Source organism: Lactobacillus juensis (genome assembly GCF_036246285.1).
GTDB lineage: Bacteria > Bacillota > Bacilli > Lactobacillales > Lactobacillaceae > Lactobacillus > Lactobacillus juensis.
Map to the genome: position 1 here is coordinate 319461 of NZ_BTTS01000001.1, position 24611 is coordinate 344071.

A 24611-nucleotide genomic window follows, 5' to 3' on the forward strand; every position below is an offset into this window, starting at 1 on the left:
CATTATAGGGATTTGATAATGATAAATTTTTTAAGTAAAATTAACCACTTAGATGATCAACTTAATATTAAACAAGTACATCATCAAGTTAAGGAAATTAATGATATTATTTCTATCGTGAGCCAAAGACAAGTTTTGAAGAAAGCGCCAGAGAAACTGGGGTTTTTACCGGACATATTTGAAGAAATGTGTGCTAGTCTTGCGCAAACTGAAATTAGACAATTTAGAACTATTAACCACATAATCAACAATTTTAGACAATTTCTGGCTATCAATTTTGGCGTTTGGTCGCTGCCTAATTTACAGACAGCTAAAGCAATTAAGGACAGGTTAAACATTAAAACCGGACTGGAAATTATGGCAGGTAATGCCTATTGGAGCAAGGCTTTATCTGATGTAGGTGTTAAAATGACAGTCACAGATAACTTAGATTGGTCAAAAACTTCAAACACTGGTTCCAAGTCATTTATGCCAGTCGCAAATTTTGATGCGGCTAAGGCCGTTGAAATGTTTGGTAATGTTGATCTAATAATATGCTCTTGGGCCCCCAATTTTGGCAACAGCGATACCAAAGTTGTTTCAACTTGGCAAAAGCTGAATACGCCAAGCCATCTGCTCTTTATAGGAGAAAAAAACGGAGCAACCAATTCAGAGGCTTTTTGGCAAAAAGGATTAGTACATCATTCAAAAGAATTAAAACAAATTAATCAAACTTTTCCTAGTTTTGATTTTATTGACGAACACATTTTTGAGATAGCACATGAAATTTAAAAAAACCATTTTAATCTTTATCATATTTTTATCTTTTTTAGGTATTGGCAGTATGTTGTCAAATGTTCAGTCCCGTGAAGCGAACCAGCTACTTGAGGCATATGGTTTAAGCAATAATACTCGCTATATTGAAGTTAAAAATGATCAAGAAGTTAGATCTTTTTTGATCTATCTGAAAAAGAAATTTCCCCATAATAAAATTCAAGTTCATATGACTTCTAAAGCTAAGAAAAATCAAACTCTCGTATGGTCAAATCATGATGTGTTAAAATTACCGACCGAATCTGGAAGGTACTTTACCAAAGATGATTTTAAAGGTCATGTTTCTTTTGCTGTACTAGGTTTAAATGCAGAGGTTCCTACTTTAAAAACACAAGGAAACGAATATATTTATATAAACCAAAAATATTATACAGTGATAGGAACTTTAAAGCATTATCGTCAAATGAAGCAAAACGGTTACTATTTGACTACTAGTCCAAAACAGCCAACAGGCAAATTTAAACTGCGTGATTATCAAATTATAATAGACAGTTCAAATAAAGTGATTCAACAAATCGCTAAGCATTATAAGGTAAAAGCTAAGACACCGGTTTTTGTAAAAAATCATCAAATACACCAGTTTTCAATTATTCGAGAAATTTTATTTATATTGTTGTTTTTGTTAATTGCTGCGGCAAGTAATATACTCTTAGCCTTTATGGACTGGAAAACTGTTAAACAAACAAACCTGAAGGGAAGTCTATTACGCAATTGGCTAATCAATCATGGTGTTAGAATTTTGCTTATTGAGCTTGTAATTACTTTTGGTGCTTATCTTTTTTTGATTTGGCGCAAATTCATTTCCAAACCACAACATTTAATATGGCTCTTAATGATAAGTTGGATTATAATTTCTATTCTGTACGGCATAGGTATTCTGCACTTATTACGAAAGGAACAAAACAATGCCAAAACTGCCTGAAGATTTCATCAAAAAATATACTAAGCTTTTAGGTAAGCAAAAGGCTGATCAACTTTTTAAGGCAATTAGTGAAAATTCCAAAAACGCATATCGGATTAATTCATTAAAAGAAAATCAAACTCTTTCTTATGATCAACGTGAAAAAATCCCATTAGTTCCTGGTGCCTATTACGGCAAAATAAGTGGAAAAGATCCTGAATGGGTAAGTGGAACAGTGTATTCACAAGAACCAGCTGCAATGTTTCCTGCTTTTTTTCTTGAAGCTCAACCTGGAGAAAAAATTCTCGATTTATGTGCAGCTCCTGGTGGCAAAAGTACTGCAATTGGCGCGCAACTAAAAGGTCAGGGACTTTTGTTAGCAAATGAAATTTCTCTTAGCCGCGCAAAAATTTTACGTGAAAATCTAGAACGTTGGGGAGTAACCAATGCACTAATCACGAGTGAAAAACCAGAAAAATTAACAAAATATTTTTCGCGGTATTTTGATAAAATTCTAGTTGATGCTCCTTGTAGCGGTGAGGGCATGTTTCGCAAAGACCCTCAAGCCATTGAGTATTGGTCACAGGATTACGTAATTTTTTGTCAGCAACGACAAAAAGAGATTTTATCTGCTGCAGTTCAAATGCTTAAGCCAGGAGGAGAACTAATTTATTCAACTTGTACATTTGCTCCAGAAGAAAATGAACAAATAGTTGCTTGGCTAACTAAAGCTTTTGGTTTTACAATATTGCCACTAAAAATAAACGAACAAAATATTGACCATGGTCATCCTGAATGGTCTGATAATAATATTGAGTTAGTTAAAACAGCACGATTTTGGCCTACTGCTAATATTGGAGAAGGACAGTATGTGGCAAAGTTAAGGCTTGATGAAAAAATTAAGGATCAAACTTTCACGTCGACAAGCAAAAAGTCAACACACAAAAAGAAACAAAGAAATGCTTTAACCAAATCGGATATGGATTTGATTTCAAGCGTGTTAGATAAATTTAAATTGCCTCCTGAGATCGAGAACTGGCAAGTAAGTTGTCAGGTACGCAATAATCACGTTTTTATTCCGGCCATAAATACAAATTCTGATACTCATCTTAGGATTTTAGCCAATGGTGTTGAGTTAGGTGTTTTAAAGAAAAACCGGTTTGAACCAGGACATCAACTGGCGATGGTTTTAGCAGAACAAAAACAAAATAGAGTAGTTGACTTAGATAATGACAATTATTTGAAGTATTTGCATGGAGAAACTATTAAAACTGACTCAGCTATAACTGGTTTTATTCTGGTCAGTTTTAAAAACTTTATCTTAGGCTTTGGCAAAATCAGCAATCATATTATTAAAAACTATTATCCTAAAGGATTACGAATTTAGAGAAAGAAAAAAGAATGATTAAACTAATCGCTACCGATATGGATGGAACTTGGCTAACAGACCAAAAAACTTATGATCAAGACTTATTTTTGCAAGAATTTCAAATAATGCAAAAAAGAGCTATAAAGTTTGTCGTTGCAAGTGGAAACCAATTTGAAAATTTATACTCCCGGTTTCCCCAAGTGGCTAATGAGCTTTATTACATCGCTGAAAATGGGGCACTTGTAGCTCAAGGAAGACAAGTAATTCATGTTGACTGCCTTTCTGAAAAGGACTGGCGGACAATTTTACAAATCATTCAAGAATATGATGAAAAAGTAACGGTTTCCGGTCTTGCCAGTGCATATATTTTAAAAAGTGATGGTCCTGAATATGCGGAAGATTTGACAAAATATTATGAAAAACTGACAGTTGTTGAGAGTTTTGATCATCTCGATGATCAAATCTTTAAGGTCACTTTTGATGTTCCAGAAAATAGAATGGTCAAGCTTTTAGAAGAACTAAAACGGAAATATCCGCAAATTGGTTTTGTTTCCGGTTCAGCGACATCCATAGATATGTCCACAAAAGGCATGAATAAAGCCCGAGGTTTGCAATATTTGGGCAGCAAATACAAGATTAGTCCAAAGGAAATGGTATCTTTTGGTGATAGTGGTAACGATGTGGGAATGTTAAAATATGCTGGCAATAGTTATGCCACTGGAACAGCTCTTCCGAGTGCCAAAAAAGCTGCCAACCACATAATAGGATCAAGTAATGATAGCGCTGTTCAAAAAGAAATATGGCGTTTATTAAATTAAATTATTGTCAAAATAAAAATGAGTACCGTAAATACTTCAAAATTTGGTACTCATTTTTATTTATAATAACTGCTCAATCATATTTTTCAGTGGTAAGTCATAATATTTATCAATCTTGATCAAATTAGAGAGATCGTTTTGGCCGTAAATTGCAAGAAGACAGGCAAGTTCGTATTGCCATTCTTCAATAAGATTTTGCAGGTAATCTGCATCGTGCTCAACTAATGCCTGTAAAAATACATTGGAAATTCCGACAAATTTTCCACCTAGGCAAAGGCCCTTAAAAACATCTAACGGATTGCGTACGCCACCAGAGACTGTGAATTCGACTCGCTCTTTGGCCGCCATTAAACTGGAAATAACAGTCGGCAAGCCGATATTATTTAAATAAGAAACATTATTAGTATTACGTGCATTTTCTATCTGGGCGAAATTAGTTCCGCCACTTCCTGCAACGTCATAAAATCTAAAGCCTTCTTTTTTTAATGAACGAATTGTTTCTCTGTCTAACCCAAAACCGACTTCTTTTATAATAATTGGAACTGTTACTTTTTGACGCAGCGCTTTTAAGTTATCAAGCCAATAAAAATTGCGATCTCCCTCTGGCATAGCTATTTCCTGTACCACATTTAGGTGTATTTGCAACGCATCAGCTTCTAACTCTGTCACAATTTTTTCAGCTTGTTCAGCTGAAGTCTTTGCATTTACGTTTGCTATTAAAGTGCCATCAGGATCTTGCTGCCTTGCAATCAAAAAGCTATCTAGTAAATCGGGTTCTTTGGTTAAAATACTGGCAGACCCTAATGCTAATGCGATATTTGTCTTATGGGCTATTCGACCTAATGCTTTATTAATCAGATATGATCTGTGAGATCCACCAGTCATTGCATTAATAAAAAAGGGGGCTGCAATCTTTTTACCAAACATTGTAGTTTGTATTGACCGAAGATCAACTTTAGTTTCTGGTAGTGCAGGGCGTACTAAGTGCATTTTATCAAAACTATTTGGTTTTTCATTTTGATAAAATTTTTGTGCCAAAGCTAAATGTTCTTCTTTACGATTAGATCTAATCGACATATTTTTCCTCTGTTTTTCTAATCAGCAACTCGAATTTGGTGTACACGAAAGTCCAAAGGCATGATACCGTTTTGACGCCATTTATCTTCAAGAAAAGCAGTATCTGTATTCCTGTCTGCAATTACAATGCCACAATCACCATTGCCGGCACCTGAAGTTTTTGCCGCACCACCAAATGATTCAGCAATGTTAATTAGTTTAGAAAGACGCGGTATCTCAATCGCAATTTGATTTATTTGTGCAAAATGTTGCAACAACTTCCGATTGACGCGTATTTGCTTTTTAATTAACTGAATATCATTATGTTCAAATCCGGCAATCATTTTGAGAACACATTTGCGAGAAAGCTTGAGAAATTCTTGGTATTGACCGTTTAAAGCGGCTTTATTTGCGTTAGTTTCATCAACTAATCTTGAGGTGGATGCTGGTTTTTGACTCCAACCAATCATTAATCTGAGACCGGCGGGAGGGGTCAAAAGCTGAATTTTCAGTCCAGGCCAAGCCTCGTTCAGTACTGCAGATAATGATTTATGTGCTAATTCATCAGCAAGCCATTGCTTATCAAAAGTTTGAAATGCAATCCAGCCACCATAAACGCTTGCAGCAATGTCACCAGCAGACCCATTACCTTGCACAGAATAATGTGAAATGGCTGATAGCTTATAAACTAATTCGTTACTGAAGGGCACGTCATAAAAACGGAGTATTGCTTTAACTGTGGCTACAGTCACAGCAGCGCTTGAACCTAAACCATACTTTTTGCCATCAGAAGAATCTAGATCAGAATTAACATATAAATCATAAACCTTCATCTTGACTTTTTGTTCTAAACAAAAACGTTCCGTGTAAGAAATTGCGGCCAAAATATATTCAAAAGGATTATCACGGTTGTCGATTACCATTTTGGCTCCCCGTCTAACCCAGTGAATCGAACTCTGAGAATATTGTTTAGAATGGATTAATCCAGTTTTCGATTTTGACTTAATAATTGAAACACGGATAAATTGATTAACTGCGACCAAGATAGCGGGACAATCCTGTTCCAGTACCGCGTATTCGCCAGCTATGTATAATTTTCCGGGTGCTTGTTCTGTTATCAAAAGAATTAAATCTCCTAATCAATTAATTTATATTAATTAGTTCAGACATGAAATACCTGGACCAAAACTTGCATTTATTATGTTAACATTATGAAATTCGGATACAAACCTATTAGTAATATCTTTTACATTTTTTAATTGACTTAAGATTTTTATATTAGGTCCGGCATCGATTGTAAAATAACATTCTATACCTAGTCGCCGTAAATCGGCTACCAGTTTGATTGCTTTAATAGTTGCGGGTTCAAAATATGTAAAACCTGGTTGGGCAGTTAAATTGACTGCATGCATCTCACAAGCATTCAATTCTGCCAGGCTGCCGATAGTTGAAAAATCATTTGCTTTAATTGCTGCAATCATTTGTTCCAATTCTGTTTGGTTACGCGCTATCCAAGGCATAAAAAAGGGCGATGTTTGCGCCTGCTTCATCCCTTGAGTGGAAGACAAATCTTTTTGGTGGTTATTCAGCTCAACCACAAGCAGCTGCAAATCTATGTCAGGCTTTTCATCTAAAGCATAGGCATAAGATGATTCATCATCGTGTCCTTTTTGCCAAATAGCAAAACCACCGTAAATTGACCTGCTGGCTGACCCTGAACCTAAACGAGCCAAACGAGAAAGTTCAACAGGGGACAAATTAAAACCATAATGTAGGCAAAAAGCTCCAGCTAAAGCCGCAAAAGCTGAACTAGAAGAGGCTAATCCTGCAGCTGTTGGAACATGATTATATGATTCAACTTTTAATTTGCCGGTCACAGCAAATTTATTTTGTAGCAATTTTAAGAAAGAAAAAACGCGGCTGCTGCTTTGTCCATTTTGTTTGACGCCATTTAGCCAAAATTGATTTTCTAAACTATCTGAAATTTTGGTATCAGTATAAAATTTATCAAGTGTCATTGACAAACTGGTCATCAGAGGTAACCGTAAACCTGAATTTGCTTTGCCCCAATATTTGATCAACGCAATATTTGTATGGGCACGAACTGTTTTTTCCATAAAAATTATATTTCCTCAATCCAACTATTTGCAGCTATTTTTTGACATTTATCGGCTATTTTGACAGCATCTTCATGCTCTGGGCACAAAGCAATTACAATTCCGCCCAGGCCGCTACCAGATAATTTAAAACCTAAAGCACCATTTGCAAGAGCAATTTTTTGCAAACGATCGATTTTGACAGTCGAAAGCTTAAACGAATGGAGTATCTCTTGTGCCCGATTAAAATATGAACCTATCTTTGCAGCATCTTTGTTCAACCAGGCGATTTTAGTCTCGTCTGCCAGTTTGCCTAGTTCTTTAATATTTTCTTTAACACGGGGAACTTTTATCATCAAATCATGAACCTGACTAACCGCTTTTTTGGTACTGCCTAATTCACCCGTATCCATTATAAGCAAAGTTGCGCCTAATTTAGCTTTAAGCGGTTTGGGACCTTCTTTTTGATTAAAAAAGATCAGATAATCTGAATTAACAGTTGCAGCATCAAGACCTGATGCTTTACCGTGATTGATCATTTCCGCATGATTAGTAATTTTAATTATTTCTTCTTCAGTTAAGTTAAGCTTGAAATAGGTATTCATTGCTCTGGTTGTAGCAAGAGCAACTGTTGCGCTTGAACCAAGACCACGTTCGATTGGAATCTCTCCTGTATAAGTTATTTTCAGAGTTTCATTACTGGCAGCTTTTGTGAGCATAGTTTTAACAACATATTTTAGTCCATCATATTCAGATGGAGACATAAAAAAAGGCCCCTGATAATGAGCCGTATCCATCCACATTTGTTCTGCCGGTTCAACAGTAGTTTTGATATGCAATGATTTGATTGGCAACGCTAACGCATCATAGCCGTAAACTACTGAATGTTCACCTATCAGAATAACTTTTCCGTGTGCTAAAAAACTTGATTTCATTTTATTTAAGATCCTTATTGTTTGTAAAAAATTTTGGTTCCTATGCTAAAATAATGACAAAGGAGAAGAGAACAGATGATCAAGATTTTAGTCGGTCGCCAAACCGATCCCATGCAAGAAAAAATTTTACAGGAAGCAGTACAAAATTATCAGCACTTTCCTGATCATAAAACTTTTGTCATCGTTCCTAACCACATTAAGTTTACCACAGAAGTCAGGGCAATAAATAGAGTGGCTACTAGTCAAAAGCATACTGAACAGTCTGTCAAAAATCTACAGGTTCTGTCATTTTCTCGCTTAGCTTGGTTTTTCTTAAAAGACGCAAAAAAAGGCTTGCCAACAGAACTTGATAATGCCGCTGCGGCGATGCTGCTTGCAAAAATCATTGACCAAAACAAAGAGCAGCTGCACCTTTTTCAAACTACCGACTTAAATCCAGGCTTACTAAAACAATTATACGACACCATTTTACAAGTTCGCGAAGGTAATTTGAATCTCGATGATATTGAGCTGGATACGCTTGAACTTGAAACCAAAAATAAAATTTCTGATCTCAAAGTTATTTATTCGGCTTTTATTGAAGCCATTACGGGCAAATTTTCTACCTCAAACGAGATACAGCTGCAATTAAATGAATTTTTAGCTACACAAAAAAATTTAGATCAAGCAGACTTTTACTTTAGTGATTTTTCTCATTTTTCGTTGCAAGAATGTTTAACTGTTAAATTATTGATGACCAAAGCCCATAGCGTCACATTGGCTTTTAAAACAAAACTGGGTGAGATTAACCCTAAGCCTGAACCGGGGGATTATGATTACGTCATTCAGAATACTATCAGTAAACTTTTACAGTATATTAAAAATCATAATCTTGTACATCAAATAATAAATACAGCTGTCAATTCCAGACCCAGTAAAAGAGAACTGCTCAACGAATTTTGGACTGGAGCTGTTAGCAATATTGGTGAGCTTAAGCAAGTGCAGCTCGTGCGTGCAGATAACAGGTATGCAGAGGCGTATTATGTAGCTCATACCATTTACCAGCAAGTAGCTTTACGGCACTACCGCTACCGCGACTTCTTGGTTCTGGCACCTAATCTGCATGAATATGAAACTTATTTAACCCCAATTTTACGACAGAATCAAATTCCTTTCTTTAATGATTTACAGCAAGAAATGAAGTATCATCCTCTAGTGGTCTTAATTGAGAATATTGCCCAGTTATTGACTAGACCTATGCAGACCCAAAACTTGCTGGCCATAATGAAAACTCGTTTAATAATACCTGACTGGTATCAAGATGAAACGGCTTATGTATATGATGTTGATCAATTAGAAAATTTTGTCCTCGCCCATGGCATCAACCATAATTTATGGCGGAGAAACTTTGCGGAATATATGGCAGCAGATGTCATAGGCTTAGATAAAATTCCTGAAGAAGTTAATAAAATAGAAAAATTAAAGAATTATTTTGTCAAACAACTTACCCAGCTTTTTCACAATTTAAAAGAAGAAAAGGATACCCAAAAGGCTATTACGACATTTTTTAATTTTTTGATTAATAATAGGGTCAATGAAGTTTTAGAAAAATGGCGTGCCGATGCCCAAGAAAGTGGTGCTTTACAAGAAGCTAGGCAGTCAGAACAGGTTTGGGATCTTTTGATCAATCTGCTGCACGATTATCTCTTGATTAACCCTGATGATTTTGATCTGGCAGGCTTTTTTGCAGTATTAATTAACGGTTTTAAGGAAGCTACATTTTCTCAAATTCCAGCTACTCTGGACGCTGTAAATTTATCCGAAATGGGTATTGTTCAAGTTAGTGGCTACAAACAAGTTTTTATTATGGGAACAACAGTTAACGGCTTACCACAAATGCAGAATACTCCGGGCTTTTTAAGTACTGAAAATCTGGATGAATTAAAAAAAGATTTTGGCGAGGACTCCTATATTGAAGACAAACAACAGCTAAGCAATTGGGATCAAAATTATCAGTTTGGTAATTGCCTGGCTTTAGCACAAGATAAGGTTTATTTATCGTATTCTTTAGCGACTGATGAGGGTAGCACTGCGCAGCCTTCAATTTATTATGAAAGGTTTAAAACAGCAGGTGCAGCAGAATTTTCGCAACACAATTTACCTGAAGAATACAGTCAATTGTTATCTTTTATAACCAATCCCCAAGCAAGTTTAGGATACTTAAGTTACCTTAACCGGGCAAAAAAAGACGTTGATGTTAAAGAATTGTTAAGGCTAACCGCTAAACTTTTACCGCAAAAAACCGCTAAAGTTATGGCGGGAAGTAGTTTCATAAACGAGCCCCAAAATATCGGTCCTGATTTGGCACAAGAATTATACGGGTCAAACCTCAATTCTTCAGTTTCTCAATTGGAAACTTTTTATGAAAATTCCTATGAATATTTTTTGACATATGGCTTACACCTTCATAAGAGATTTGAAAACGAATTTGATTTTATACAAGCTGGCAATTATTTTCACGAAACTTTTGACCGCTTAGTTAAGGAGTTAAATGACCGTTCACTTGATTTAAAAGAAATTGATGATGACACATTAGAGCAGTTACTTACAATTGCACGTACCAAAATGAAAAGTGAAGCCAGATACCAGCAATTATTAAATGACCCATTTAATGAGTTTTTATTTAAATGCCTTGATCAAACTACCAGTAAAGTAGCAAGTAACTGGCACCATGCAGTTGCAAAAACACCTCTGCGTGCTAAATATTCGGAGCTAAGTTTTGGAAAAGGTGAGCAGGTACAGGGACTTAACTTTAAGGTGCCGGACATTGAAGGCAATCATTACGTTAATTTAAGAGGAAAAATAGATCGAGTTGATTTGGCTCAGGTTCCTGATCAAAACAAATTAATTGCTCAAGTAATCGACTATAAGTCCTCCGCTAAAAAATTTGATCTGGGATTATTTTACGAAGGTATTTCGTTACAAATGGTTTCATATCTAGATGTGTTGATGCAAAACCACAAATTCTTTGCTGGTTCTGAGCCACTTTCACTTTTAGGTGCTTTTTACCAAACGGTTACCAGACAAACTGAAAGGCTAAATAGCAATAAATTGTATGACAGTAATTTGCAGATCAGAGATGCTTACTTAGACGGTCAAATTAAACTTAAATATACTGGTTTAATTAATGATGACCAGCTATTAATGCTCGCGGCTGAGCCTGACTTAAATAAAGCACGTAGTACTTCTTCCCTTTATGCTGGAGTCAGTACCACAAAAGATGGCTCTTTAAAGTTTGGCGGCAGTTATTTCAATAGTGATGAACTTGAATTATTGCTGAAATACGACGAAGAGCTTATTAAAGATGCCTCTAGTCAAATTTTAGCAGGAAAAATAAAGCTGAATCCCTATAAATATGGGAATGTAAAAAATGCCTTAACTTATTCAGATTTTCGTGATATTTTCTTTTTTGACGCCATGTTGAAAGAAAATAAATATCATCAAGTAGGAAGCCTGAAAAGGGAAGAACTACTGGCAAAGATAAAAAAACGGCTAAAGGAGAGCAATTAAAAATGGTTCAAGAAAAAGAAAAAACCCCATTTACAGCCGTTCAAGAAAAAGCTATTAATGATCATGGCCGCGACATACTGGTGTCAGCTTCCGCAGGTAGTGGCAAAACCACCGTTCTTGTGCAGCGCTTAATGAAAGAAATTCTTTCTGGCGTCAGTGTTGATCAACTGTTAGTAGTTACATTTACAAAAGCAGCTGCAGCGGAAATGAAAAAACGGATTAAAGAAGTATTAACAAATGAAATGCAGAAGTCTGCAAACAATTCATATTTGCGTCAACAGTTAAATTTGATTGACTCTGCTAATATCTCTACAATTGATGCCTTTTGTCTGGATGTGATTCATCGCTTTTATTACATAATTAATCTTGACCCCAGCTTCAGTATACTAACTGACGAGTCACAAGCGGAATTAATGCGTGAACGGGCATTAAAAGAAGTTGAAGGAGAGTTTTTAGAGAAAAAAGATAAGGACTTCATAGCATTTTATGACAATTTTGCGGGTGACAGGGACGCGGAATCACCACAGAATTTATTGTTAGACTTATATAATTACGCAATGGCTAAACCTGATTATCGCGAATGGCTGCAAGGGCTAGCCTCAAAATATCAGATGGGAGAAGAAGTAAGCAAATCTTCTTTGTGGCAGAATGAAATTAAGCCTTATTTAGTCAATCTTTTTCAAAATCTTGCTGATAAGTTAGAGCATCTGTGTCAAAATGCGGTCATGACTACTAAAGAACTGCATAAAGTTAAAGAAAGTTTTGACTTGTTTGAAAAATGTCTTAGCAGCTATTTGCATGAACTGAAAAATGACAGCACATATGATGATCAGCGAGAAAAACTACGTGCTTGCATTTTCAGGGGCAATCCGCGTAAAACTAAAAAATGGGACGAAGATATTATAGCTTTTTATGACAAGTGCTCGGATTTTAAAAAAGAGGCAAGAGAACAGATTTTTACTGCCTTTACCTCTTTTTATGCCACTGACGAAAAAGAGCAATTGTCGATGATGCAAAAAGGCCAGCAGATAATGACTGCAATCGTTAAAGCAGAACTGGCACTGATTGACCGTTTCAATGAGCTTAAAAGAGCAGAAAACCTGCTTGATTTTAGTGACATGGAACAGTTGGCCTACCAAATTCTCGGCCAAGACACTTCTGCATCCCAAATGGCACGAAACTTTTATCAAAATAAATTTAATGAAATTTTGGTCGATGAATATCAGGATATCAATCCGCTGCAAGAAAATATCTTGCAATTAATTAAAAAAGATGGTCAAAACAATCTTTTTATGGTTGGTGACGTTAAGCAGTCAATTTATGGCTTTAGGCAGGCTGAACCAAGTTTGTTTTTACACAAATATCAAGAAGCAGCCCTTAAAGAAAATCAAGCAAAAGAAGAAAGAATTTTATTGTCGGACAATTTCCGTTCTTCTCAGCCAGTTATTTCTGTAGTTAATCAAATATTTAAAAATATTTTGACAGCTGATTTTGGAGGTATTGATTATAACAATGAGAGTCAGTTGACTTATGGCGCTAAATATTACCCCGCAAATCTTCCTGATGCGACAGAAATACTACTTCATGAGAAAAATAAAAACGAAACCAACCCGCAAGATGAGGATCCTGATGATATTGATTCAGCTGAAATTGCAATGGTTATTAATCGAATTAAAAAATTCACAGAAGAAAATTTGTTAATTTATGACAAAAACTCCCAAAATAATAATCATCTAAGACCTTTTAAATACAGTGATATTGTTATCTTAACCCGAAGTCGCAGCAATAACCTTGAAATTATGCAAGAGTTTGCCAAAAGTCATATTCCGATAATGGTTACCGATGCGAAAAATTATTTTCAAACTTTAGAATTAACTATTATCATGAACTACTTGAGAATCATTGATAACCCAGATCAGGATATTCCGCTTGTTGCTGTATTAAGGTCACCTCTTTTTAATTTTACAGAGCCTGAGCTTAGTACTATTAGAATTCATACGCAGAATGCCAGTTATTACAATGCTTTAACTTCTTATGTTGCCGCGGGTGATGAACTAAGTCAAAAAGTTAAAGATTTTTTGAATCAACTCGAAGAATTGCGTAAATTCGCTGCAACACATAGAATTTCAGAATTGATTTGGAGTATTTATGAAAAGACCAGCCTGCTTGAAATTATGACCTCACTACCTAATGGCAAGCAGCGCAGAGTCAACTTAGAGGCTTTATATGAAAGAGCTGCTTCGTATGAAAGCGCTGGTTTTAAGGGCTTATATCAATTTATCAATTTTATTGAGCGAATGAGACGTAGCCAAAAGGACCTGGCGCAGCCACTTTTAACTAAAGAAGCTGGCAACTCTGTGCGTTTAATGACTGTACATAGTTCCAAGGGCTTGGAATTTCCCATTGTTTTTTACTTAGGCTTGCAACATCAATTTCAAAAGCGGGATTTAAGTGGCAATTACATTATAAATTCAGGTTCTGTAGGTTTAACTATCAAGCAAAAACATTATCGTGCTGATACCCTTGTTAAATCTATCGCCAATATATCCAAAAAAAAGCAGCTTTTAGAAGAAGAAGCTCGCATTTTATATGTAGGGATGACCCGAGCAAAGCAAAAGTTAATTTTGGTAGCTGATTTAAAAAATCTGCCTCGAACAATTGAAAATTGGCAAAATGAAGCTGATCAAAATGGACGTCTCACGTTGAGCAGTAAGCTTAACGCTTCAAATCCGATGAGTTTGATTGGTCCATCAATCAAATGGGACAAGCTTTTAAGTCAAAAAATTAATGATATAAATTCAGCGTTGGAAACAAGTCAGGAACTGCTTTATATCCAGTACCAAGATGAAAAGGTTTATCCTCAAGAAGATGCTGGTCCAGAGGAGAACAAAACTGAGAACATTTCATCATTAGAAGAATATACAAAAAAACTATTTAATTTTAATTATCCTTTTCAAGATGCCAGTCAGACAACTGCTTATCAATCAGTATCTGAAATTAAAAAAGCATTTAGCGATCCTCTTGATACCGAACTGGAAAATGCGCACCTAATTTCTTCAACTAATCGTTACTTGCAGCCAATAGATACTAAACCTGATTTTCTGTTTAAAACACGGTTTACAGGAGCAGAAATCGGTACTGCAATGCACCTGATCCTGCAATACTACGATTATCATGGATCGGGAAACATCGACCAAGTTAAAGAAGAAGTACAGGAACTAGTTAAGCAAAATAAACTTAATAACAATATTGTTTCCAGTTTAGATTTAGAAAAAATAAATTGGTTTGTTCATAGTGATTTTGCAAAGAAATTTTGGCAAAAGCCAGAAAACTTGCACCGTGAAATTGAATTTTCGAGTCTGTTGCCAGCCGATAGTCTATTTGATAATTTCAGTGATGCAGACGCAAAAATTTTAATTCATGGTACAATAGATGGTTATTTTACCGAAAAAGATGGCATAATATTATTTGATTATAAAACCGATCATATTGATCAAACTCATTTGCAATTAGCTATCAAAAACATAAAGCAAAAATATTTAGGTCAGCTGCGTCTTTATGAAAGAGCTCTTAATTCCTTTGCTGACAAAAAAGTTAAAGCAAAATACTTGGTTTTGTTAGATGCATGCAAAATTGTTGAATTAAATTAACAGAAAGGAGGGTAATTGCAAAATGAAATCATTCGAGCATACCGTTTTTGCTGTAGTGGATTTAGAAACTACGGGAACACAACGGGAAGAAAATAATCATATCATTCAGTTTGGCTGCGCTATTATTAAGAATATGAAAGTTGTCAAGACTTACTCTTTTATGATTAATCCTCACCGCGAAATTCCGATAGCGGTGCAAAATTTAACCCATATACACAACAAAGATGTAGCTCAAGAAAAAGATTTTGCTTATTATGCACCCAAGATTGTCAAAATCTTGAAAAATACTGTCTTTGTAGCTCATAATGTTAACTTTGATTTGCCATTTTTAAATTTTGAATTAGTGCAGCACGGCTATGAACCACTAACTAATCGCGCAATAGATACGGTAGAGCTGGCAAAAATTGCATTTCCTACTGAACCATCATACAAGTTAAGCGATTTGACAACTCGCCTGCAGATTAGACATTTAAACCCTCATAAAGCAGATTCTGATGCCTACGGCACCGCTGTTTTATTAATAAAAATAATTGAACGACTTGAAAATCTTCCTCAAGCTACATTAAATACGCTAAGTTCTTTGGCTCACGGCTTAATTCGTGACACTTCCTGGATTTTTACTACCATTGCTGATGACGCACGCAAGGAAAAACGACCATTACCGGCTCAATATCAACAAGTACGGCAAATAATTTTACGAAAACAGGAAAATGTAATTAATTCTGAGAATCAACAGTCTGGTCTTTTTCCTAAAAGTGACGCGGACAAGAAGAGATTATTTAAAAATAAGATTAATTACCGCCAGCCTCAGGTAGATCTCATCAATCGCATTGAGCAATTTTTGAATGCTCCTAAGCAAAAAGCACTATTGATTGAAGCACCTAATGGTACTGGTAAAACTTTTTCCTACCTGTTTTCATATTCCTATCAATTATATACAAATAGAAAATTAGTAATTGCCACTCCCACCAAAGTATTGCAAAGGCAGATAATAGAGCAGGAAATTCCCCAATTACTGAATGTAACCAAGTTGGATTTGAAAGCAGAAGAAGTAAAGGCCAGCAGCCATTACCTTGATTTAGATGGTTTTTACCAAAGTCTGTATCAGGGGACTCCCAATAAACTAACTCTGGTGTTGCAAATGCGCATTCTGGTTTGGTTAACTGAAACTCGAACGGGTGATCTAGATGAATTGCAGCTAACTAATTATCGTGCTCCTTTATTTGCCCAAATTGCTCACCCGGGAGATGCTCGTGTTGGCAGCATCTTTGCTGATGTTGATTTCTGGAATTTGGCCAGACAAAGGCAAGAGCAAGCTGACATTTTAGTCACGAATCATGCCTATTTAGCCAATCATTATAATGATACAATTTGGGGTCAAAATCCCTACCTCGTTATTGACGAAGCCCATCGCTTTGTGGACAATGTAATTACTTCAAGGAATGACTCATTTCAATTTGAATCATTGTGGGGCCTTCTTACTCACCTGCGTAATTTGCTTTATTATGCTGATGACAGTGTATTTAATCAGTATGGTAATGATGTACAGTTTAATTTTCTCTTAGAAAAATTAGATCCGGCAATACTTGATCTGATCAAAGTGATTAATCATTTGCAACGTTTGCTCTGTTCGAAAAAGAAGAAAGCTGTCAGTCAAAATACTCTAGCTAATGGCAATTTACTTCTCAGTTTTAGAGGTAAAGACCTATTTCCCAAGAATAGTCAATTTTTAACTAAACTGGCGGAATTACAACGAAAATTAGAAGGCATTAGGCAAAATACCAATCAAATTCTATTTAAGCTTTACAATGAAACTGACAATTCGAATATCGATAGGGATGCTATTTTAAGTGAAGTTTCGGATCAAATAGATCAACTTGACGACTATATTACTAAAAGCTATCAATTATCGGATCTGCTTCATAAAAAAGCTTATGTGGATTCGGAAGGGTTTATCATTACTTTAACTAATCCGCAAGATCCTTTAAGTGCCAACTTAAGCTGGTTAATGCTTGATGCAACGCCCGAACTTCATAAGATATATGATCGCTTCGACCATATTTCATTTGTCAGTGCTACCTTAACTAGTGGAAAAGGTTTTGATTTTATCACTAAGCTTCTCGGATTAACTGATTTAGCGCCACAAAAGTATATCGGAACAAGCACATTTAAGCTGGCAAAACATCTTGAAGTATTGTCTGTGACTGACTTTCCCGATATCACCGACCCAAAATATGATAAAAGTCTAACCCAGATTTTGGAGAAAGATCTGGCAAATAAAAATCATGTTTTAGTTCTTATGACAAACCTAGAACAAATAAAAAAAGTTTTTAGTGCCATTATAAATTCACCTAGTTTACGTGATTTTGAAATTTTAGCTCAGGGCGTTTCCGGTTCAAATAATCGGATTATTAAGAGATTTGCAATTGCTAAACAAGCACTTATTTTAGGAGCAGATAGTTTTTGGGAAGGAATTGATTTTCATGAATGTGGTGTTGATTTGGTAATAGCAACTAAGTTGCCTTTCGAATCACCTGATTTGCCAGAAGTTAAGTTGCGTCAAAGACAACTTGTTGACAGGGGTATAGATGTTTTCCATGCCGATACAATGCCGCGAGCAATTATTCGCTTTAAGCAGGGAATGGGCAGGCTAATTCGTGGAGAACAGGATAAAGGTCAATTTTTAATACTGGATTCAAGAATCTGGTCAAAAGATTATGGTCCGGTTTTTCTGGCAGCCGTTCCAGTTAAAGTCAAAAAAACATCTTTAAGTAATTTACAGGAAAAGCTAACAAACTATGATACAAGATGATACAAAGCAAACTTTTAAATTTTTAGCATGGGTATTTATAATTCTGATTTTTTTATACTTTGCTTTCATTGTTATTTTTTACAAGGCAGGTAATCCGGAACGTTCAGAAACTCGTGAACTCAACAGAATAGCCGTCGAAAAGACTCCTATCAAATATACAGAAAAAAACTATCATTTAAATCGCGGAGTTAATAGTTATGCACTTAAGGGTCTAACTAAAAACCATAAGACTTACTACTTTATCTATTTACCAGGATCTAAAAAAGCGTATCTTTATTCAGCAAGCAAAGGCGTAAATGAAGGGCTTATTCGAAATAAATATAGTGCAAAAGAGCCTAATGAAAAAATTACGGAAGTTAATCTGGGCTGGTATAAAAATAAACCCGTGTGGGAAGTAAGCTCTAAAAATATAGCTGGTGAATATCATTATCAACTTTATAATTTTAAAGATGGAAAATTAGTAGGTTAAGTCGCTAAATTGATCAAACTTTGGTATCATTAATTTGATTACGATAAGGAAAGTGGAATAAAAGTTTATGACAGAATTAATTTCAATAGAAGATTGCCGCAAGCATGTTGACCAAGAAGTAAAAATGCACGTTTGGTTGACTGACAAACGTTCAAGCGGCAAAATAGTATTTTTACAATTACGTGATGGTACAGCCTTTTTTCAAGGCGTAGTTCGTAAAAATGCGGTTTCTGATGAAGTGTTTGAAATAGCAAAATCTCTGCATCAAGAGGCCAGTTTTTATATTCAGGGAACTGTACACCAAGACGAGCGTTCTCATTTTGGTTATGAAATTCAAATTTCCGATTTAAAGCTGATAACTAACAATGAAGGCTATCCCATCGGCAACAAGGAACACGGGATCGAATTTTTGCTTGACCACAGGCATTTATGGCTTAGAAGCAAACGTCCTTTTGCAATTATGCGCATTAGAAATACTATTTTCAAAGCTACGGTTGACTTTTTTGAAAATGAAGGCTTTGTAAAATTTGATGCTCCTATTTTTATGCATTCAGCTCCTGAAGGAACTACCGAGTTATTTCATACGGAGTACTTTGGTGGGGATGCTTACCTATCACAGTCTGGGCAACTATACGGTGAAGTTGGAGCAGAAGCATTCGGTAAAATTTTTACTTTCGGTCCCACTTTTAGAGCTGAAGAATCAAAAACTCGTCGTCATTTAACTGAATTTTGGATGATGGAGCCAGAAATGGCATGGATGCATCAAGATGAATCTCTTGATTTGCAAGAACGTTTTTTGTCATACGTGACCGGACAGGTTCTCAAGCATTGTCAATATGAATTAGGAATTTTAGGTCGTGATCCCAAAAAATTAGAGCCTGCGGCTCAAGGTAATTACACTCGCTTGTCTTATGATGATGCAGTAAAAATTTTGCAAGACGATGGTCGTGACTTCAAATGGGGCGATGATTTTGGTGCTCCTGACGAGGCTTTTATTTCTGAAAAATTTGATCGTCCATTTTTCATTGTTAATTACCCGACAAGTATTAAACCATTTTACATGAAGAAAAATCCCGATAATCCTAAGGAATACTTGTGTGCAGATGTTTTGGCACCAGAAGGTTATGGCGAAATCATGGGTGGTTCTGAACGTGAAAGTGATTATGAAACTTTGCTTAAACAAATACATGAGGCTGGTTTAAATGAGAATGATTACAGCTGGTATCTAGATTTGCGCAAATACGGCAGTGTACCTCATTCTGGTTTTGGGATGGGATTTGAACGTGTTATTGCTTGGATTTGCAAATTGGATCATGTCCGCGAAGCTATTCCATTCCCGAGAATGATTAATCGTTTGGAACCTTAAATTAAAGTGAATAGTATAGTTGAAAGTTGAACTAAAGATTGATTTAGTTCAACTTTTTTAAAGGGAGAAGTTAATATGCGCTATAATGATTACCGCTTTTTAGGTTTCACTACCTTATCAAATGGTTTACTAGCTTATTATCCGCAACTTAATATTGATGATGCAGAAATGATGGTCATTATTCAGTTGGAATTGTTTGCTCAGAAAAACATTTTTTTCCCCACCAATGAACAGATTGCAGGAAATACCAACTTTTCTGTTACAGAAATCACTGCTTTAATCCAAAAATTGATTGAAAAAGATTTAATTGTGATTGATCAGGTTACTGACCAGAATGGCATGATTGGAAACAAATATAATCTGAATCCATTATATGATAAGCTGGATCAATTGCTGGAAAATAAAACTTTGGCAGCTAATAAAAAAATACCTGTTAAAAAATCAGAAACTGTTATTGATAACAGTCCATTAAATCAGTTAGTGCGGCAATTTGAAATTGAATTTGGCCGCTATTTAAGTCCAATAGAACGAGAAGAAATTGCCGCTTGGCTCAATGTAGATCACTACGATCCGGCCATTATTAAGCTGGCCCTACGCGAAGCAGTCTTATCTCAAGCATATAGTCTGAAGTATGTTGATCGTATTTTGCTCAATTGGCAAAGACATAATCTAAAAACAAGCAGTGAAGTCCAAAAGTTTTTGAGGAGGAACCGCTAAATGAAAGCAGAAAAAATACTTAGTAAAAATGAAGCTAGAAAGGTGCTAGAGTGCATCAACCGCATGTATCCTGATGCCAAAAGTGAATTGGTTTGGGACAATAAATTTCATTTATTATGTGCAGTGTTAATGAGTGCTCAAACCACAGACAAGATGGTAAATCGAGTGATGCCAAAATTTATGGAAGATTATCCAGAACCCAAGAATTTAGCCTCGGCAACAATTTCAGAGATAGAAAATCATATTTCCCAAATTGGACTTTATCATTCTAAAGCTAAGCACTTAAAAGAGACAGCAGAAATTTTGGTTTCAAAATATGATAGTCAAATTCCACCAGATAAAAAGGAGTTAATCTCTTTGCCTGGAGTTGGCGAGAAGACTGCTAATGTTGTTTTAGCAGAGGGATTTGGGATACCGGCGATAGCAGTTGATACACACGTGTCACGAATTTCAAAACGATTCCATATTGTGCCACAAAATGCCAAACCTCTTGAAGTAGAAAAAAGGTTAGAAGAAATTTTACCAAAAAACGAATGGATTCATACTCATCACGCAATGATTCTATTTGGTCGCTATTCCATGACAGCACGTGATAAAAACGATCCTTACAGTTATTTAAAAGAAAAATAGGGTTTAAAAAAGTTTAGTATAATTTCTTTATCAAAATAATATTAAAGGAATCTATACTATGAATAGTTGGCAAACGACTAACTTTAAAAGATTTTTGTAGGTTCTGCTTTATTCTTATTACTTCATCCCTATGATAGAACAGGCGTTCCTAATACTATGTATGTTAAATTTATTTACTTAACTGTTTTAGCAATGTTTTATGGCTTTGAAAAGCAGTTTAAAAATCTCACTGAACTGGAAGATGCGATTAGAGACTACATTGAGTATTACAACCAGAAAAGAATCAAGATCAAACTAAAAGGACTAACTCCGCTTGAATATCGGCAGTTAGTCCTCAGTTAATAGCTAATATAAAGTGTCCTAATTTGGGGTTCACATCAATTTTTCGACGTTTTTCTTAACTAATGGTCATTATTTTCATTGTTGGTATTTGTATTATTGCTTTCACCGCCAGGTTTGTTAGGCTTTTGCTCATGATCAGAACTGGTACCCGAATCGGAATTATTAGAGTCATTATTTTGACTTGAATTTGGTGAATCATTTTCACTTGTATGATTTTGCTTCTTATCTTTTGAACTTTTGGCTTTTCTTTGATTCTTATCAGGTTGCCTGGTTGAACCATTTTGATTATGTTGAACTGAATATCTTCCTTGAGTATTTGTTGAAGAAGAATCATTAGTATTAGTTTTCTCATCATCTTCATCATAATCGCTGCTATCATCAACTATACCAATAGGAGAATGACCACGAACAAACAACTGCCATTCACCTGTAGACGACACTTCAGGCGGATTTGAGTTTCTAGCAATTTTTGCTCGGATCACAGAGTCAGGCTTTTGCCAATCGACATTTTCTTTATTTCTCATCAGATAAGTCATCATGTTCTTGTAAAAAAGCTGTGCCGATTGCTGACCGATGCCGGAAATGGTTCCGTCTTTCAGATTATCATAGCCTGTCCAAACACCAATTGAATAACTAGGCGTATAACCTACAAACCAGGAATCTTTAGGTGTTGCAGCGTATGCTGGGTAGCGTGCTAAATCCTGTTCTGAATATTTAACAGAACCAGTTTTTCCAGCCTGATGCAAACCTCTAATTTGAGCGTTGGTACCAGAACCACGTTTAATTACTCCTTTCAGCATGTCCGTAATCATGTAAGCTGTAGACTTACTCATCACTCGAATGCCTTCAGAATCATAATTTCTGGTAAGTCCATCAGGAGTTTCAATTTTAGAAACAAATTGCGGTTTATGATAGATTCCCATCGTAGCAAATGCACTAAAAGCACCGGCCATCTGCAAGCTTGACGCATTGGCACCAATTGCCACTGACAAGCCTGAGTCCTTAGGAACATTGATATCCATTTTCCCAGCAAATTTTGCTGCTCGTTTAACACCAACTTCTCTCAAAGTTTTGACTGCAGGAACATTACGTGACTGTTCCAAGGCATGTCTCATTGTCATCATGCCATCATATTTATTATCCCAGTCATAGAGTTGCACATTCGTTCCTGGATATACATACTTGCTGTCATCTAGCATTTTTGCTGTTGACCAATTTAGATATTCAATTGCCGGACCATAATCTAAGACCGGTTTTATTGAAGAACCAGTAGATCTAGTGGTTTGTACTGCTCGGTCTAAGCCCAATTGAACTGAAGAGGGTAAGTGCCTGCCACCAAGTATAGCTACTACGTGGCCGTTACTTGGATCGACTACGGAAGCCCCAATCTGCATCTTGTCATTTGTGAAAGGAACTTGACCATTATTAGCCAGTTGATAAAGTTTCTTTTGAGCCTTTTGATCCATATTAATGGTAATCTTTAAGTTATCGCGGAAGGGGTCAAATCCCTTAGCTCTAACTTCGGCAATTGCTTCTTTAATGTAAGGATCATTAATTTTGCGTAAATTAGATTGTTTACGTTGATTATGAGGTTTTAACCCCTTTTTTATGCTTTCCTTCCTAGCTTCATCATATTGTTCTTGAGAAATTTTTTTATTGTTTAACATTGCTTTGAGAACAATATTACGCCGATATTTTGCATATTCTGGGTAGGTGTAGGGATTATAAACGGTTGGTCTGTTAGGCATTCCTGCAAGCATAGCTGTTTGGGCCAGGTCCAAATCTCCAATCTTTTTACCATAATAAAAGTTAGCAGCAGTGCCAATTCCAGTATTACCGTAATTCATGTAAACCTTATTAATATAAAACTCCAGAATTTCATCATGACTGTATTCTCTTTGAACTCGCATAGCCAGCCATGCTTCTTGTGCTTTTCTGCGTAATGTTCTTTGAGAGGCAGAAGTTGAAAATTTTGTCAATTTAACTAATTGTTGGGTAATGGTAGAGCCACCAGCAGAAATACTCTTGCTTTTAGCATTGGTTAACATTGAGCCTGCAATTCGAATAGGGTCAATTCCCAGCTTATCTCTATAAAAGCGCTTGTCTTCAACTGATACAATAGCATCTTTTAGTAGTTGCAAATCTTTGCTGTCTTTAACATACAACCTTTTTTCAGTTCCAAGGGACATGATAAATTTACCATTGGTATTATATAACCCTGAAGAGCCACCACTTTCAAGATCAGCTCGACTAATGTTAGGAGCATCTTTAGCATAAAAGGCAAACAAACCTACGCCAGCTACCAAAATTAAAAAAACACCTAAAAATGTCCACTTAAGTATTCGACGCCACAATGGTTTGGGCAGACTTTGCCTGTAGTCCTTACGTGATTCACGTCCATTATTTGAGTTTGAATTTTTATTTGTCATCGTGTATTTTCCTATCCGAGATGAAAGAATCTACAGCTTTCAGGTATGGCAGAGTGGGTTGAAAGCCGTTCTTAATCTCTACTGACCAATCCTCGACTTCTTTTAATGTTAACGAACTTTTATCTTTGGTCCACCAAGCTTTAATGATTGCGCTTGCTGGTGTTACAAAATAGCGGTTTAAACTTGTAAATCCTATTATTGTAAAGCATATTCCTTTTTGCTTCAAGCATTCTGCTAAGTGAATTATCTGATGCTCGTGAAAATTTTTTAAAGGAAAACTAGTTTTATTTTTGGTCTCTTTTGCTTCGAAGTCGAGATAGTATCCTTTATAAACACCATTATAATCCGTAGTTGATTCCTGGCGGAAATATGCTTCTTTTATTACTGCACGTGACCTTTTAGGGTAGTCTACCTTAACTATTTGAATTGGCGTTGGCTTTTTATGCACCACTGCAATTTCTTTGGTACGATAATATTTATTAGATTCATTAATCATCTGCTCAAGATTCATTCCCCGGTCAGAAAAATTAATATTTTTGTGTCTTCTTTTTTGGTGCTTTGCTTGAGGACTATAATTTAATTTACGAAAAGCGGCAGAACTGCCGGTTGGATATTTGACCATAAATATCACTCCTGCTAGCATTATAGCAATAAAGAAA

General features: G+C 35.8%; 17 protein-coding genes and 1 pseudogene. 12 read left to right on the forward strand and 6 right to left on the reverse strand.

What is annotated here, in order from left to right; all coding sequences use genetic code 11:
- The first annotated feature begins 18 nt into the window (after nt 1–18).
- From AAA926_RS01600 to AAA926_RS01615, 4 genes are read left to right on the forward strand one after another with little or no spacing between them, the layout of a single operon-like run.
- The gene (locus AAA926_RS01600; protein WP_338206478.1) at nt 19–771 is read left to right on the forward strand and encodes an SAM-dependent methyltransferase; all 753 of its coding nucleotides are present in this window, start codon (nt 19–21) and stop codon (nt 769–771) included.
- On the forward strand, nt 761–1735 hold the full coding sequence (locus AAA926_RS01605; protein ID WP_198179215.1) for a hypothetical protein: 975 nt from the start codon (nt 761–763) through the stop codon (nt 1733–1735). The genes AAA926_RS01600 and AAA926_RS01605 overlap by 11 nt, the downstream gene beginning before the upstream one ends.
- A complete protein-coding gene (locus tag AAA926_RS01610) occupies nt 1719–3101 on the forward strand; it encodes an RsmB/NOP family class I SAM-dependent RNA methyltransferase (RefSeq protein WP_198179216.1) in 1383 nt (460 codons plus the stop codon). The genes AAA926_RS01605 and AAA926_RS01610 overlap by 17 nt, the downstream gene beginning before the upstream one ends.
- Before the next feature lie 14 nt (nt 3102–3115).
- Nucleotides 3116–3901: an HAD family hydrolase gene (locus tag AAA926_RS01615; protein WP_265892602.1), complete on the forward strand. Its 786-nt coding sequence runs from the start codon at nt 3116–3118 to the stop codon at nt 3899–3901.
- A gap of 60 nt (nt 3902–3961) precedes the next feature.
- Here AAA926_RS01615 and fni read toward each other — a convergent pair whose 3' ends face one another.
- From fni to mvk, 4 genes are read right to left on the reverse strand one after another with little or no spacing between them, the layout of a single operon-like run.
- Nucleotides 3962–4978 (reverse strand): type 2 isopentenyl-diphosphate Delta-isomerase, encoded by a 1017-nt coding sequence (gene fni, locus AAA926_RS01620; protein WP_338206479.1) that lies wholly within the window; start codon nt 4976–4978, stop codon nt 3962–3964.
- A gap of 17 nt (nt 4979–4995) precedes the next feature.
- The gene (locus AAA926_RS01625; RefSeq protein WP_338211710.1) at nt 4996–6078 is read right to left on the reverse strand and encodes a phosphomevalonate kinase; all 1083 of its coding nucleotides are present in this window, start codon (nt 6076–6078) and stop codon (nt 4996–4998) included.
- A 36-nt stretch (nt 6079–6114) separates the two neighbouring features.
- Entirely contained in the window at nt 6115–7074 is a 960-nt protein-coding gene (mvaD, locus tag AAA926_RS01630) for a diphosphomevalonate decarboxylase (protein WP_338206480.1), read from the reverse strand.
- 5 nt (nt 7075–7079) lie between these two features.
- Complete coding sequence (gene mvk / locus AAA926_RS01635; RefSeq protein ID WP_338211711.1) at nt 7080–7988, reverse strand: mevalonate kinase; 909 nt, start codon at nt 7986–7988, stop codon at nt 7080–7082.
- Between the two features lie 75 nt (nt 7989–8063).
- Between mvk and AAA926_RS01640 the strand changes: the two genes are divergently transcribed.
- The 8 genes and pseudogenes from AAA926_RS01640 to AAA926_RS01675 all read left to right on the forward strand — a co-directional run.
- Nucleotides 8064–11537: a PD-(D/E)XK nuclease family protein gene (locus AAA926_RS01640; RefSeq protein ID WP_338211712.1), complete on the forward strand. Its 3474-nt coding sequence runs from the start codon at nt 8064–8066 to the stop codon at nt 11535–11537.
- Between the two features lie 2 nt (nt 11538–11539).
- Entirely contained in the window at nt 11540–15187 is a 3648-nt protein-coding gene (gene addA / locus AAA926_RS01645; RefSeq protein WP_338211713.1) for a helicase-exonuclease AddAB subunit AddA, read from the forward strand.
- Between the two features lie 22 nt (nt 15188–15209).
- On the forward strand, nt 15210–17999 hold the full coding sequence (locus tag AAA926_RS01650; protein ID WP_338211714.1) for a helicase C-terminal domain-containing protein: 2790 nt from the start codon (nt 15210–15212) through the stop codon (nt 17997–17999).
- Complete coding sequence (locus tag AAA926_RS01655) at nt 17986–18468, forward strand: hypothetical protein (RefSeq protein ID WP_338211715.1); 483 nt, start codon at nt 17986–17988, stop codon at nt 18466–18468. The genes AAA926_RS01650 and AAA926_RS01655 overlap by 14 nt, the downstream gene beginning before the upstream one ends.
- 67 nt (nt 18469–18535) lie before the next feature.
- A complete protein-coding gene (gene asnS, locus AAA926_RS01660; protein ID WP_338206482.1) occupies nt 18536–19834 on the forward strand; it encodes an asparagine--tRNA ligase in 1299 nt (432 codons plus the stop codon).
- A 75-nt stretch (nt 19835–19909) separates the two neighbouring features.
- Nucleotides 19910–20551, forward strand: coding sequence for a DnaD domain protein (locus AAA926_RS01665; protein WP_338211716.1), 642 nt, complete (start codon nt 19910–19912; stop codon nt 20549–20551).
- The gene (gene nth, locus AAA926_RS01670; protein WP_198179228.1) at nt 20552–21181 is read left to right on the forward strand and encodes an endonuclease III; all 630 of its coding nucleotides are present in this window, start codon (nt 20552–20554) and stop codon (nt 21179–21181) included.
- A 189-nt stretch (nt 21182–21370) separates the two neighbouring features.
- Nucleotides 21371–21523: pseudogene (locus AAA926_RS01675) on the forward strand (IS3 family transposase); the annotation flags it as partial.
- A gap of 59 nt (nt 21524–21582) precedes the next feature.
- Here the strand turns inward: AAA926_RS01675 and AAA926_RS01680 are convergent.
- On the reverse strand, nt 21583–23952 hold the full coding sequence (locus AAA926_RS01680) for a transglycosylase domain-containing protein (protein ID WP_338211717.1): 2370 nt from the start codon (nt 23950–23952) through the stop codon (nt 21583–21585).
- Nucleotides 23942–24574: a Holliday junction resolvase RecU gene (recU, locus tag AAA926_RS01685; protein ID WP_338211718.1), complete on the reverse strand. Its 633-nt coding sequence runs from the start codon at nt 24572–24574 to the stop codon at nt 23942–23944. Before recU ends, AAA926_RS01680 begins: the two co-directional genes overlap by 11 nt.
- Between the last annotated feature and the right edge of the window lie 37 nt (nt 24575–24611).

Coding starts and splice junctions, on each gene's coding strand:
- AAA926_RS01615 (WP_265892602.1), top strand. CDS start 3,116: ATGATTAAACTAATCGCTACCGATATGGATGGAACTTGGCTAACAGAC.
- AAA926_RS01610 (WP_198179216.1), top strand. CDS start 1,719: ATGCCAAAACTGCCTGAAGATTTCATCAAAAAATATACTAAGCTTTTA.
- nth (WP_198179228.1), top strand. CDS start 20,552: ATGAAAGCAGAAAAAATACTTAGTAAAAATGAAGCTAGAAAGGTGCTA.
- AAA926_RS01655 (WP_338211715.1), top strand. CDS start 17,986: ATGATACAAGATGATACAAAGCAAACTTTTAAATTTTTAGCATGGGTA.
- addA (WP_338211713.1), top strand. CDS start 11,540: ATGGTTCAAGAAAAAGAAAAAACCCCATTTACAGCCGTTCAAGAAAAA.
- AAA926_RS01640 (WP_338211712.1), top strand. CDS start 8,064: ATGATCAAGATTTTAGTCGGTCGCCAAACCGATCCCATGCAAGAAAAA.
- mvaD (WP_338206480.1), bottom strand. CDS start 7,074: ATGGAAAAAACAGTTCGTGCCCATACAAATATTGCGTTGATCAAATAT.
- mvk (WP_338211711.1), bottom strand. CDS start 7,988: ATGAAATCAAGTTTTTTAGCACACGGAAAAGTTATTCTGATAGGTGAA.
- AAA926_RS01650 (WP_338211714.1), top strand. CDS start 15,210: ATGAAATCATTCGAGCATACCGTTTTTGCTGTAGTGGATTTAGAAACT.
- AAA926_RS01600 (WP_338206478.1), top strand. CDS start 19: ATGATAAATTTTTTAAGTAAAATTAACCACTTAGATGATCAACTTAAT.
- AAA926_RS01605 (WP_198179215.1), top strand. CDS start 761: ATGAAATTTAAAAAAACCATTTTAATCTTTATCATATTTTTATCTTTT.
- AAA926_RS01665 (WP_338211716.1), top strand. CDS start 19,910: ATGCGCTATAATGATTACCGCTTTTTAGGTTTCACTACCTTATCAAAT.
- fni (WP_338206479.1), bottom strand. CDS start 4,978: ATGTCGATTAGATCTAATCGTAAAGAAGAACATTTAGCTTTGGCACAA.
- AAA926_RS01680 (WP_338211717.1), bottom strand. CDS start 23,952: ATGACAAATAAAAATTCAAACTCAAATAATGGACGTGAATCACGTAAG.
- asnS (WP_338206482.1), top strand. CDS start 18,536: ATGACAGAATTAATTTCAATAGAAGATTGCCGCAAGCATGTTGACCAA.
- recU (WP_338211718.1), bottom strand. CDS start 24,574: ATGGTCAAATATCCAACCGGCAGTTCTGCCGCTTTTCGTAAATTAAAT.